Genomic DNA, 11,632 nt, shown 5'->3' with positions numbered 1-11,632 from the left:
GGTCAGTGCTCGCTGCTGGGTCGCGTCCCGAACATGATGTCGTCCCAGCTCGGCACGCTCGGCCGGTTGCGGCGCGCGCCGCTCTGTCTGGACGGCACGCGCAGCACGCCTTGCGACTCGGCCGCGTCGTCGTCTGCTGAGTCCTCGACCTCGTCGGGATCGTCGACGGCCTCTGCTGTGACCTCGCCCGCATCGTCATCGGCGTCGTCATCGTCGTCCGCGGACTCGTCGTCGCTCGCGTCGTCGACATCCTCGTCGAGGTCACCGAACAGGTCTGCTGTGCCCGTCACCGGGTCCTCGGGCGCGATCTCTTCGTCCTCGCCGTCCGCTGACAGGTCGCCGGGAGCGGTGTGAGACCCCATCGGGGGCGGGCCATCAGCCAGACGGAGCCGCTCAACAGGCTTGGCGTCGTCCGGCATCTCCTCCGGGCTGACCGGTGTGTCCGTCGGTGTGGGCGTACGCCGCGCGGGTCGCTTGCGACGTGCTGCCGACCGCTCGCGCATCGCGGACATCAGGTCGAGGGTGTCGTGGTCCTCCTCGGGCTCCGGCTCGGCCGTCGGCTGACTCGCGGCCGGGCGGAGCTCGCGGTTCTTGTCGCGGTTCTTGCTACGGCCCTTGCCTGCCGGGTGGCGCTCATGGGCCTGCAAGCCGCCCTCGGCCTCGACGTCGTACACCCGCACGTTGCGTCCGGGAGAGGTCACCGGGGGAGCCGGGATGGGACCCTGCACTGCCTCGTCCTCGCTGAGCCAGCGCGCCTCGTCGTCAGCCGGGGCGAGCGTGCGGTCGCGCGGGTCGAAGCGCCACGTCGCGCGACGTTCGCGTCCGCCTGCGGGGAAGACGCAGACCACGGTCCAGCTGCCGCTCTCGGTCTTCCAGGAGTCCCAGACCACGCGCTCGGCCTCGACCCCACGCTCGTCGAGGCGCTGGGCCGCTCGCGTGCCGAGGATCGGTGCTGCGCCGTCACGGGCGCGGCCACGCAGCTGGACGCCGCGGGCCAGTCCGGCGACGTAGTCGCGCTCGGCTCGGATCGGCGGCTCGTACTTGCGGACCTTCTCCTCCGACCAGCCGGAGCGGTCGGCGACCTCGCCGACACTGACGCCGGCCCGGATCAGTCCCTGAACGTCGCGGGGGCGCATCTGCTCGACCGCGTCGTCATCGGCCCCAGAGCGGTCGGAGCGCTGCCGCTCACGGCGAGCGGCGCTGCGCAAGGCGTCATCCAGTGGTACCCGGAAGCGGTTCCCGTCGGCGTCGGCGAGCAGCACGTGCTCGCCGTCCTCGTGGATGCCCACCAGTCGCAGGTCCTGCATCAGCCTTGTCCCTTCTGCCGGTCCGGTCGGACCGTCCTGAGCGGTCACCGCCGTGAGCTCGTGGCCCACCCGGAGATCACACCATCCCGGTCGGCCGAGAGTCGTCACGGCTGTCCACGCTCCTCAACTGTGCCACCCCGGCGGCCGTGCCGTAGCGGGCCACGCCGCGCCGGTACCGTTTGACCCCGAGATGCTCACCGCAAACACCGACCTCAAGCTGGTCCTCGACCTCGTCGGGGTGTTCGTCTTTGCCCTGTCCGGTGGCCTGGTCGGCGTACGCAAGCGCCTGGACCTGGTCGGTGTCCTCGTGCTCGCGTGGGTCGCAGGGCTCGGGGGCGGGGTGATGCGCGATCTGCTGATCGGTGACGTCCCACCGGTCGGGGTCAGCGACTGGCGGCTGATGCTCGCCGCGTGTCTCGCCGGGCTGATCACCTTCTGGTTGCACCCCGGCGTCGCACGCATCTCCCGGTTCGTCCGGGTGCTGGACGCGGCCGGCCTCGCGGTGTTCGCGGTCGCCGGCGCGCTCAAGGCGGTGCTGTTCGCCGTCAGCCCGGTGACGGCTGTCGTGGTCGGTGTCGTGACGGCGGTCGGAGGAGGTGTCCTGCGTGACGTTCTCGTGGGTCAGGTGCCCGAGGTGCTGCGACGGGAGCTGTACGCCGTCCCGGCCCTCCTGGGCGCCCTCACCGTTGTCCTTGCCGCCCGGCTGGAGCACCTGACCTCCCTCGTAGTCTGGTCCGCGGTCGTGCTGGTGTTCATCGTCCGAATGACTGCCGTCGTCCTCGACCTCAATGCGCCTCAACCCCTCCGGACAGGAGACCCGCCGTGACCTCGCCCTTCGCCGAGCCGCCCGATCCCGAGCAGGGCCGGTCCGACGCCGACGACGTGACCGCCCGCGTCCAGCCGCGAGCCACCGGTCCCGACGAGGACATCGACCTGCTGCTGCCCTATGACGCGCTCGTGCTGCTGTCGTTCGGTGGGCCGGAGTCGGCCGAGGAGGTCATGCCGTTCCTGCGGCGCGTGACGGCGGGCCGTGGCATCCCGGACGACCGTCTCGAGGCCGTGGCGCACCACTACCACCTGATGGGCGGGCGGAGCCCCATCAACGACCAGAACCGCGCGCTGTTGGACGCCCTGCACGCCGAGCTGCGACGTCGCGGGATCGCCGTGCCGCTGCTCTGGGGCAACCGCAACTCCGAGCCGTTCCTCGTCGACACCCTGCGCGAGGCGCACGAGCACGGCATGCGCCGGGTCCTCGTCCTCACGACGAGTGCGTACGCCTCGTACAGCTCGTGCCGGCAGTACCGCGAGGACATCGCCGAGGCCGTTGCCACGCTCGCGGACGAGGGGCGCACGATCGTCGCCGACAAGATTCGTCAGTACGCGACGCACCCCAGCTTCGCGCGGACCAACGCGCGACTGGTGACAGACGCTGTACGCGCAGCCGGGCAGCCCGACGACGCCCTGCTCCGGGTGGCGTTCGTCACACACTCGATCCCGGTCGGCATGGACGACACGTCCGGTCCCGGTGACGGTGAGGGCAACCTCTACTGGCACCAGCACGACGAGCTGAGCCACGTGATCCTCGATGAGGCGGGAATCACACTGGATCGCAACCTGACCGGCTCGCTCGTCTTCTGCTCGCGCTCCGGCCCGCCCAGCCAGCCGTGGCTCGAGCCGGACGTCAACGACTACCTCGAGGGCATCGCCAAGGACGGCGTGACCGACGTCGTGGTCGCACCCATCGGCTTCATCTCCGACCACATGGAGGTCCGCTACGACCTCGATGTGGAGGCCGCCGAGACCGCCGAACGCCTCGGTCTGCGGATGACGCGCGTGCCCACCGTCGGCGTGGACCCGGAGTTCGTGAGCGGGCTGGTCGATCTCACCGAGGAGCGCGCCGCCGAGGCTCGTGAGGAGCCGGTCGACCACCCTGCCTGGCCGGGCGAGGCGATGCCATCGACCTGCCGTCCTGGCTGCTGCCCCAACCTGCGCGTCGCCAAGTCGGCCGCCTGCGGGACCGACTGATGACCGGAGACCCGATGACGACACCTGAGCCCACCCTCGGACCTGCGGACCTGGGCACGCTGGAGACGATCGCCTGCGAGCTGGCCCGCGAGGCCGGTCGCCTCGTCGTCGACGAGCGTCCCGCAGGCCTCGGCGTCTCGGCGACCAAGTCGAGCCGTACGGACATCGTGACGATCATGGACACGCGCAGCGAGCAGCTGCTGCGCGAACGCCTCGCCGAGCGCCGCCCCGACGACGGCGTCCTGGGGGAGGAGGGCGACAGCACGGCTGGGACCTCCGGGATCACCTGGGTGGTGGACCCGATCGACGGGACCGTCAACTACCTCTACGACATCCCGCAGTACGCCGTGTCCGTCGCCGCCTGTGTCGGCGACACGACGCGGCCGGGCGCGTGGCGCGCGGTCGCCGGCGCGGTCTACCACCCGGTGCTGGACGAGATGTTCCACGCTCGCGAAGGTGCCGGAGCGTTCCTGCGCACGACCACAGGCGTACACGCCCTGTCGGTCAGCAGCGTCAGCCGCCTCGACGAGGCGCTGCTGGGCACCGGGTTCGGTTACGACGCCCAGAAGCGGGCTCGCCAGGGCGCGGTGGTCGCTCGCGTGCTGCCCGAGGTGCGCGACATCCGCCGCGCCGGGAGCGCCGCGCTGGACCTCTGCGCGGTCGCCGCTGCTCGCCTGGATGTCTACTACGAGTCCGGTCTCAACCCGTGGGACCTGGCCGCCGGTGAGCTCATCGTGCGCGAGGCCGGTGGAGAGGTCGTGGGTCGTGGGGGAGGGCCGGCCTCGGCCGACCTGGTGGTGGCCGGACCGGCCGTGCTGGTGGCTCCGATACGCGCGCTGGTCGACTAGCCCTCAGGCCCGACAGCGCCGCTTGCGGTAGTCCTCGGCCTGGGGCAGGTGCAGCCCGTGGTCGTCGGCGATCCGCAGCAGTGAGTCGATCTCACCGCTGACCAGCATCGTGTCGTACTCGTCGTCGCGCCCGTGTGCGTCATCGAGTCGCGCGGTCGCATCCTTCAGACGATCGATGAGCTGTTCACGCAGGGAGATCATGGTCGGCACCTCGGTGGGTCAGGGGGCGGCGGCTCCGTCTCCCGGCTGTCGGCCGGGCGTCGATGACTGTAGGGGGTAGGCCATGATCGGCGTCGACCATCTCGGTCAAGGGACGGCAAAGGATGCGCCCGCACACCGTTTGGCGGGGGTCGGATCTGACCAAGGAATGCCCCGGACTCGCTTCGCGTTCGGCGATAGGGCACAATCCCGCCGAACCGGGCACAAATCCGAACTCCCTGACGTTAACGCGCGGGACCGGCCTGTGCGGCGGTCGGTTTGGAATGACGACGTGAGGAGTGTGGATCAATGGCGACCGACTACGACGCCCCGCGCAAGACCGACGATGACATGAATGAGGACTCCATCGAGGAGCTCAAGTCACGTCGGGTTGACAAGAGCGCCAGCAGCGTCGATGTCGACGAGACCGAGCAGGCCGAGGGCTTCGAGCTCCCGGGGGCGGACCTGTCCGGTGAAGAGCTGTCAGTACGCGTGCTGCCGCGGCAGGCGGATGAGTTCACCTGCTCGCGGTGCTTCCTGGTGCATCACCGCAGCCAGCTGGCCAAAGAGGTCGGCGGACTGCCGGTCTGCACCGAGTGCGCCGCGTGAGGCTCACGCGTCGACACCTGACCGCCGCATCGCGATGAGCGAGTCGCTGCGCCTGCAGGTCCGACGGCTGGACCCTGGTCTGCCGTTGCCGACGTACGCCCGCCCGGGCGACGCCGGCTTGGACCTGCATGCGCGCGAAGGCGTCACGCTCGCCCCAGGGCACCGCGCCCTGGTCCCTACCGGCCTCGCTGTGGCGCTGCCGGAGGGCTGTGCGGGCTTCGTTCACCCGCGGTCGGGCCTGGCCGCCCGGCACGGCGTGACGACGCTCAACGGACCTGGCACGGTCGACGCCGGCTACCGGGGCGAGATCCAGGTCAACCTGATCAATCACGACCCACGGGAGTCCTTCACGATCTCCCGTGGTGACCGGATCGCTCAGCTCGTTGTCCAGCGAGTCGAGCACGTGCAGCTGGTCGAGGTCGATGTGCTGCCTCTCAGCGTCCGGGGGGACACTGGACATGGAGCCAGCGGGGGCTTCGGTGCCGTCGTAGCGCAGGCAGCACCTGAGCCGTCGTCCGGCGGCCCTCTCACACACAGCAACGCAAGGGACTGACACGACGTGGGCATCTTCAGCCGCAAGAACTCACCCGACCAGGACGCGGAGGTCGACGAGACCTCCTACGACGTGGACGAGGTCGACGAGGATGTCGAGCCGGAGGACTCCGGCGAGACGGTCGAGGTCGAGGACGTCGCTCCTCGCCGCGCACGGTCGGTCACCATCGACCGCTCGAACGGACCGTTCGACCGCGCCGAGATCGACGATGTCGAGGAGCACCTCGACCTGGGCGCGCTGGCGCTCCACCCGACTCCAGGCACCGAGCTACGTCTCGACGTCGATGAGCAGGGGCAGAACATCACGGGCGTGACTGCGGTTCAAGGGGATTCGGCGATCCAGCTCCAGGTGTTCGCCGCGCCCAAGACGTCCGGCGTCTGGGACGACATCCGCGACGAGATCGCCGACAACCTGATCGCTGCCGGGGGCACGGCCGAGGAGCGGACGAGTGACCTGGGCATCGAGCTGCACGCGCGGATGCCCGCGCGAGGCAACGACGGCCGTACGACGTACTCACCGGTGCGCTTCCTCGGCGTCGATGGGCCGCGCTGGTTCTTGCGCGCCGTCCTGTCGGGTCGCGCTGCGGTCGAGGACGAAGCAGCCGACGCGATGATCGCCATCCTCCGGAGCAGCATCGTGACCCGTGGCTCCGAGGCCCGCGCACCGCGCGAGCTGCTCGAGCTGACGATCCCGCCGGAGCTGCTGGCCGCGCAGGCCGAGGCACCGGTCGAGGGCGATCAGGTGGCGACGCAGGACGACCTGCGGCCGTTCGAGCGTGGTCCTGAGATCACTGAGGTCCGCTGAGGCTGAGGAGCCGACGTTGAGCACACCGAGCGCTTCTGTCCCCGAGCCGGGTCGCCGCCGTGGCGGCCTGCTCGGGCGGATGACCCATCGGCTGACCCGGTCCCAGGGCGACCTGGAGGCCGAGGAGCTGCGTGAGACCACCTCGACGATGGGCGGGACGCCGATGTGCGACGTCGCCGACCGGGATGTGGTCAAGGTCTGTGGCGCTGTCCGCAGCGTCAGCCTGCGGCCGCGGGCCGACCACGTGCCGGCTCTGGTCGTGGAGATCGACGACGGCAGCCGGATGCTGCGACTGGTCTGGCTCGGCCGTCGCAAGATCGCCGGTATCGAGCCCGGCAGCTACGTCCTCGCCAAGGGCCGCGTCACCTTCAAGGAAGGCGTCCCCACGATCTTCAACCCGGCCTACGAGCTCAAGCCGCGGTAACCGCCAGCGCTCCGGCGTTGGTCCCCGGCAGCAGGGTCGTTTGGCCCGGTGTCAGGTCAAGTTGTCCGCCGGAATTGGCACGCGAATTGCCTACTCTTCGTGGCGGATTCGGATCTCGTCCGGGTCGCGACCGGTCAGCGCGGTAGCCAGCTCCATCTCTGCAGCGGGCGTTGCCAGGAAGAGCAGCTCGTCCAGCGCTTCGATGGCGTCATCGTTGCTCGGCGCGATGGGCTTCTCCTCGCGGATGATCCCGACGAGCACACACTCCGGCGGCAGGTTCAGGTCGGCGACCCGGCGGCCGACGTAGGGACTGGTCGAGGGGAGCGTCACCTCGACCATCGTGGCCTTGCCCTGCTGGAACTCGAACAGTCGCACGAGGTCGCCGATGCTGACGGCCTCCTCGACGAGCGCTGTCATGAGTCGTGGTGTCGAGACCGCGACATCGACGCCCCACGCCTCGTCGAACATCCACTCGTTCTTGGGGTTGCTCACACGCGCCACAGTCCTGGCCACGCCGAACTCGGTCTTGGCGAGCAGTGAGACGACCAGGTTGACCTTGTCGTCACCTGTGGCACAGACCACGACGTCCGCCTCGGACAGGCCGGCCTCGTGCAGGGTGGTGATCTCGCACGCATCGGCGAGCAGCCATGAGGCCTCGGGCACCGAACGGGTGCGACCCTCCTCGGCGTACTTGTCGATGAGCAGGACCTGGTGCTTGTTGTAGATGAGCTCTCGAGCGATGGAGCGACCCACGCTCCCGGCGCCGACGACGACCACGCGCATGCTTGCTCCTTGGATCAGTCGGCCGCGGGCGGCGCGGACAGGACGGACTGGACCTCATCGAGCCGCTCCACCGCGGTCACGAAGTGGACGAGATCGCCCTCCTGGTAGACGGTGTCGGACTCGGGGATCAGGCCGTCGCCCAACCGGGTGATGTAGGCGATGGTCGTGCCGGACTCCGCGGCGACCTCGCGCAGCCGCTGCCCGATCCAGCTCACGTGAACCGGAATCTCGGCGATGACGACCTTGCCGCTGGGATCGGTGTGCACGGGGACGGCGCCCTGTGGAAGCAGCCGGCGCAGCACCTGGTCGGAGGTCCAGCGGACCGTCGCGACGGTGGGGATGCCGAGGCGCTGGTAGATCTCGGCCCGTCCCGGGTCGTAGATGCGCGCGACGACGTGCTCGACGTCGAAGGTCTCGCGAGCCACCCGAGCGGCCAGGATGTTGGAGTTGTCGCCGCTGCTGACGGCGGCGAAGGCGTACGCCTCGTCGATGCCCGCCTGCGACAGGGTCTGGCGGTCGAATCCGATGCCGAGAACCCTGCGCCCCTCGAACCCACTGCCCAGCCGCCGGAAGGCCGACTCGTCCCGGTCGATGACGGCCACGGAGTGGCCGTGACTCTCCAGACTGAGCGCCAGCGTGGACCCGACGCGGCCGCAGCCCATGATCACGAAGTGCACGCCCGCGACGCTACCCCAACTCAGGCGTTACCAAGCCAGGGCCCAGGCGACCTACACTCTCCACTCGTGCCCATGACCGGTCGGATCATCAAGCGGTTGCTCCTCGGTCGCGCCATGCCCAGCGACAAGCTGGGGGAGACCTTGCTCCCCAAGAAGCTCGCGCTGCCGATCTTCGCCAGCGACGCACTCTCCTCCGTGGCGTACGCACCGGACGAGATCTTCATCACGCTCGGCATGGCAGGCGGGGCCCTGGCGCTCACTCACTCGTGGCAGATCGCCCTCGCGGTCGTCTGCGTCATGGGTGTGGTGGTCGCCTCCTACCGCCAGAACGTGCGCGCCTATCCGTCCGGCGGCGGTGACTACGAGGTCGCGACGACCAACCTCGGCCCGAAGGCCGGCCTGACGGTCGCGAGCGCACTGCTGGTCGACTACACGCTGACGGTCGCGGTGTCGGTGTCCTCGGGCGTGCAGAACGCCGGTGCAGCGCTGCACTTCATCCGTGGGCACGAAGCGATCGTCGCGGTCGCCGTCGTGGCGCTGCTGACCGCGATGAACCTGCGCGGCGTCCGGGAGTCCGGAGCGTTGTTCTCGCTGCCGGTCTACCTGTTCATGCTCGGCATCCTGGCGCTCGGAGTGGTCGGGTTCATCCGCAAGATGACCGGCAACCTGCCGATGGCCGAGAGCTCGAAGTTCGATCTCGTCCCGCAGGACAACATGGACTCCTTGAGCTCGATCGCGCTGCTGTTCCTGTTGCTGCGCGCGTTCTCCAGTGGCTGCGCGGCGCTGACCGGTGTGGAGGCGATCTCCAACGGCGTCCCGGCCTTCCAGAAGCCCAAGAGTCGCAACGCGGCAACCACGCTGCTGCTCATGGGCGCGATCGCCGTCGTGATGCTGATCTCGATCATCACGCTCGCCCGCTGGACCGGCATCCAGATGGTGGACCCCGAGCACCCCAACCAGCTGCTGCAGAACGGCGTCCCGGTGGGCGACGGCTACGAGGAGGACACCGTCCTTGGCCAGCTGGCCCACTCGGTCTTCCACGGCTTCTCGCCGGGCATCGTCTACATCTCGATCGTGGCGGCGCTGATCCTGGTGCTCGCCGCCAACACCGCGTTCAACGGCTTCCCGGTGCTCGCCTCGATCCTGGCCAAGGACGGCTTCCTGCCGCGTCAGCTGCACACCCGCGGTGACCGGCTGGCGTACTCCAACGGCATCCTGATCCTGGCCGGTGCCGCCATCTTCCTGATCGTCGCGTACGACGCCGAGACCACCCGACTGATCCAGCTCTACATCGTCGGGGTGTTCGTCTCCTTCACGCTGAGCCAGATCGGCATGATCCGCCACTGGAACCGGCACCTGCTCACCGAGGACGACCCGGCCGAGCGTCGGCGGATGCGCCGCTCGCGCATCATCAACGGCGTCGGGGCGGTGATGTCCGGCACGGTGCTCGTCGTCGTGCTGCTCACCAAGTTCATGAGGGGAGCGGGTCTGGCGATCGCCGGCATGTGCGTGCTGTTCGTGATCATGCTGGCCATCAGCCGCCACTACAAGCGCGTGCGCGAGGAGCTGGCGATCGACGACGACCTCGATGAGAGCATCCTGCCGTCGCGGGTGCATGCGGTCGTCCTGGTCTCCAAGATCCACAAGCCGACCCTGCGTGCGCTGTCCTACGCGCGGGCCACTCGGCCGTCGGTCCTCGAGGCGATCACCGTCGACGTGGACACCGAGGAGACGCAGGCCCTGGTGGCCGAGTGGGAGCGCCGTGAGATCCCGGTGACGCTCAAGACGCTGTCGAGCCCCTACCGCGAGATCACCCGCCCGGTCGTGAGCTACATCAAGTCGATCCGTCGGGACAGCCCGCGCGACGTGGTGATGGTCTACATCCCCGAATACGTCCTGGGCCGCTGGTACGAACAGGTGCTGCACAACCAGTCGGCGCTGCGCCTCAAGGGCCGCTTGCTGTTCACTCCAGGTGTGATGGTTGCGAGTGTGCCGTGGCAGCTGCGTTCCTCGCAGGGCGCTGAGGACAAGTACGACGGCCCCTCCGTGGGCTCGGTACGCCGAGGTGGCGGATGACCAAGGACCGCCGCCGGCGCGGCAAGCCCCGTACGCCTCCGCGTCCTCGTCCTCGCGGACGCGTCCCGCAGGGGGAGTCCCGGGTCGGCGAGCGGATGACCGTGGATGTCGAGGGCGTCGCCCATGGCGGGCACTGCGTCGCGCGTCACGAGGGTCAGGTCCTGTTCGTCCGCCACGCCCTGCCTGGCGAGCAGGTCGTCGTCGAGGTGACCTCGGGTACGACTGGTTCGACCTTCCTGCGCGCGGACGCGGTCGAGGTGCTGCGCGCCTCACCGGAGCGGCGTGAGCCGCCGTGCCCGTACGCCGGGCCTGGCCAGTGCGGCGGGTGCGACTGGCAGCACACCTCGGTGGAGTTCAGCCGCGAGCTCAAGGCTCGTGTGGTGCGCGAGCAGCTGCAGCGACTCGCTCGCCTCGATGTCCCGGTCGAGGTCGAGCCCGTCCCCGGAGACCAGGACGGGCTGCGGTGGCGTACCCGCGTCGAGCTCGCTGTCGGTGGTGCGGGGCGCGCAGGGATGCGCAAGCACCGCTCGCACGACGTCATGCCCGTCGACGACTGCCTCATCGCGGTCCAGGAGATCGCCGATTCCGGTGTGCTGCAACGCAGCTGGCCGGCTGGCACGTCGGGCGTCGACGTCGCGCGGAGCTCGACCGGCGAGCTTGCCGTCGTGCCGCTGCCGGTCTCTGGCGACGTACCGACCTTGACCGAGCTGGTCACCATCGACGGACGCGAGGCCTGTCTCGAAGTCAGCGCGCGGGGATTCTGGCAGGTGCATCCGGGCGCTGCCGAGACGTTCGCGGACACCGTCCTGGAGGCTCTCGACCTGCGTGAGGGCGAGCACGTGCTCGACCTCTACTGCGGTGTCGGACTCTTCGCGGAGGCCGTGGCCGAGGTGGTCGGTGAGTCCGGTCGGGTCCTCGGAGTCGAGGGCGACCGCACCGGGGCGGCCGAAGGCGTACACAACCTGCGGCACCGACCGAACGCGGCGATCGAGGAGGGCGACGTGCTGGCCCGCTTGTCCGACGACACCATCGCGCGGACGCTCGGGGGCCGGGTCGACGCGGTCGTGCTGGACCCACCACGCACCGGTGCCGGCCGCGAGGTCATGCAGCAGGTACTCGGTCAGGATCCGAGAGTCGTGGTCTACGTCGCATGCGATCCGGCGGCGCTGGCTCGCGACGTCGCCTACGCCGCCGAGTCGGGCTACGGGCTGGTCGGCCTGCGCGCCTTTGACGCCTTCCCGATGACGCACCATGTTGAGTGTGTGGCCATCCTCGAGCCTGATGCTGCAGGTTAGGCAGACCTGCGCTGAGGGCAACCCTCCAGATGT

Annotated in this window: 13 protein-coding genes; 9 read left to right on the top strand and 4 right to left on the bottom strand. The window is 69.6% G+C overall.

The genetic code is table 11. The features are described 5' to 3' along the window. Nucleotides 1-2: 2 nt before the first annotated feature. Nucleotides 3-1,307 carry a septation protein SepH gene (gene sepH, locus VV02_RS16365; RefSeq protein WP_157063429.1) on the bottom strand — a complete coding sequence of 435 codons (1,305 nt, stop codon included), beginning with the start codon at nucleotides 1,305-1,307 and terminating at the stop codon, nucleotides 3-5. Between the two features lie 190 nt (nucleotides 1,308-1,497). On the opposite strand from sepH, the gene VV02_RS16360 reads away from it, so the two are divergent. The 3 genes from VV02_RS16360 to VV02_RS16350 are packed head-to-tail and all read left to right on the top strand — an operon-like array spanning nucleotide 1,498 to nucleotide 4,180. Next, the gene (locus VV02_RS16360) at nucleotides 1,498-2,133 is read left to right on the top strand and encodes a trimeric intracellular cation channel family protein (RefSeq protein ID WP_052593168.1); all 636 of its coding nucleotides are present in this window, start codon (nucleotides 1,498-1,500) and stop codon (nucleotides 2,131-2,133) included. Nucleotides 2,134-2,189: 56 nt separating this feature from the next. Further along, a complete protein-coding gene (locus VV02_RS16355; protein WP_425412296.1) occupies nucleotides 2,190-3,332 on the top strand; it encodes a ferrochelatase in 1,143 nt (380 codons plus the stop codon). 14 nt (nucleotides 3,333-3,346) lie between these two features. Further along, nucleotides 3,347-4,180, top strand: coding sequence for an inositol monophosphatase family protein (locus VV02_RS16350; protein ID WP_052597121.1), 834 nt, complete (start codon nucleotides 3,347-3,349; stop codon nucleotides 4,178-4,180). Nucleotides 4,181-4,183: 3 nt separating this feature from the next. Here VV02_RS16350 and VV02_RS16345 read toward each other — a convergent pair whose 3' ends face one another. Then, entirely contained in the window at nucleotides 4,184-4,381 is a 198-nt protein-coding gene (locus VV02_RS16345; RefSeq protein ID WP_052593166.1) for a hypothetical protein, read from the bottom strand. Nucleotides 4,382-4,687: 306 nt separating this feature from the next. Between VV02_RS16345 and VV02_RS16340 the strand changes: the two genes are divergently transcribed. From VV02_RS16340 to VV02_RS16325, 4 genes are read left to right on the top strand one after another with little or no spacing between them, the layout of a single operon-like run. After that, nucleotides 4,688-4,987, top strand: a complete 300-nt coding sequence (locus VV02_RS16340; protein ID WP_052593164.1) for a DUF4193 domain-containing protein — start codon at nucleotides 4,688-4,690, stop codon at nucleotides 4,985-4,987. 34 nt (nucleotides 4,988-5,021) lie between these two features. Then, the gene (gene dut / locus VV02_RS16335) at nucleotides 5,022-5,540 is read left to right on the top strand and encodes a dUTP diphosphatase (RefSeq protein WP_052593162.1); all 519 of its coding nucleotides are present in this window, start codon (nucleotides 5,022-5,024) and stop codon (nucleotides 5,538-5,540) included. 6 nt (nucleotides 5,541-5,546) lie between these two features. Further along, nucleotides 5,547-6,344, top strand: a complete 798-nt coding sequence (locus VV02_RS16330) for a DUF3710 domain-containing protein (protein WP_052593161.1) — start codon at nucleotides 5,547-5,549, stop codon at nucleotides 6,342-6,344. Nucleotides 6,345-6,360: 16 nt separating this feature from the next. Beyond that, nucleotides 6,361-6,768 (top strand): OB-fold nucleic acid binding domain-containing protein, encoded by a 408-nt coding sequence (locus VV02_RS16325; RefSeq protein ID WP_245633108.1) that lies wholly within the window; start codon nucleotides 6,361-6,363, stop codon nucleotides 6,766-6,768. 90 nt (nucleotides 6,769-6,858) lie between these two features. Here the strand turns inward: VV02_RS16325 and VV02_RS16320 are convergent, their stop codons facing one another. Next, nucleotides 6,859-7,551 carry a potassium channel family protein gene (locus tag VV02_RS16320; protein ID WP_052593157.1) on the bottom strand — a complete coding sequence of 231 codons (693 nt, stop codon included), beginning with the start codon at nucleotides 7,549-7,551 and terminating at the stop codon, nucleotides 6,859-6,861. 14 nt (nucleotides 7,552-7,565) lie between these two features. Further along, complete coding sequence (locus VV02_RS16315) at nucleotides 7,566-8,228, bottom strand: potassium channel family protein (protein WP_052593155.1); 663 nt, start codon at nucleotides 8,226-8,228, stop codon at nucleotides 7,566-7,568. Between the two features lie 72 nt (nucleotides 8,229-8,300). On the opposite strand from VV02_RS16315, the gene VV02_RS16310 reads away from it, so the two are divergent. Together VV02_RS16310 and VV02_RS16305 are read left to right on the top strand one after the other, a co-directional pair. After that, on the top strand, nucleotides 8,301-10,304 hold the full coding sequence (locus tag VV02_RS16310; protein WP_052593153.1) for an APC family permease: 2,004 nt from the start codon (nucleotides 8,301-8,303) through the stop codon (nucleotides 10,302-10,304). Next, the gene (locus VV02_RS16305; protein WP_083450223.1) at nucleotides 10,301-11,599 is read left to right on the top strand and encodes a class I SAM-dependent RNA methyltransferase; all 1,299 of its coding nucleotides are present in this window, start codon (nucleotides 10,301-10,303) and stop codon (nucleotides 11,597-11,599) included. Before VV02_RS16310 ends, VV02_RS16305 begins: the two co-directional genes overlap by 4 nt. The last annotated feature ends 33 nt before the right edge of the window (nucleotides 11,600-11,632 follow it).

Source organism: Luteipulveratus mongoliensis (assembly GCF_001190945.1).
GTDB lineage: Bacteria > Actinomycetota > Actinomycetes > Actinomycetales > Dermatophilaceae > Luteipulveratus > Luteipulveratus mongoliensis.
The sequence above is the reverse complement of the archived record's forward strand: the minus strand, read 5'-3'. Positions and strand labels throughout refer to the sequence as shown.

Excerpts from the sequence above, each read along its gene's own strand:
- VV02_RS16350 (WP_052597121.1), top strand. The coding sequence starts at position 3,347 with ATGACGACACCTGAGCCCACCCTCGGACCTGCGGACCTGGGCACGCTG.
- sepH (WP_157063429.1), bottom strand. The coding sequence starts at position 1,307 with ATGCAGGACCTGCGACTGGTGGGCATCCACGAGGACGGCGAGCACGTG.
- VV02_RS16345 (WP_052593166.1), bottom strand. The coding sequence starts at position 4,381 with ATGATCTCCCTGCGTGAACAGCTCATCGATCGTCTGAAGGATGCGACC.
- VV02_RS16310 (WP_052593153.1), top strand. The coding sequence starts at position 8,301 with ATGACCGGTCGGATCATCAAGCGGTTGCTCCTCGGTCGCGCCATGCCC.
- VV02_RS16340 (WP_052593164.1), top strand. The coding sequence starts at position 4,688 with ATGGCGACCGACTACGACGCCCCGCGCAAGACCGACGATGACATGAAT.
- VV02_RS16360 (WP_052593168.1), top strand. The coding sequence starts at position 1,498 with ATGCTCACCGCAAACACCGACCTCAAGCTGGTCCTCGACCTCGTCGGG.
- VV02_RS16320 (WP_052593157.1), bottom strand. The coding sequence starts at position 7,551 with ATGCGCGTGGTCGTCGTCGGCGCCGGGAGCGTGGGTCGCTCCATCGCT.
- VV02_RS16305 (WP_083450223.1), top strand. The coding sequence starts at position 10,301 with ATGACCAAGGACCGCCGCCGGCGCGGCAAGCCCCGTACGCCTCCGCGT.
- dut (WP_052593162.1), top strand. The coding sequence starts at position 5,022 with ATGAGCGAGTCGCTGCGCCTGCAGGTCCGACGGCTGGACCCTGGTCTG.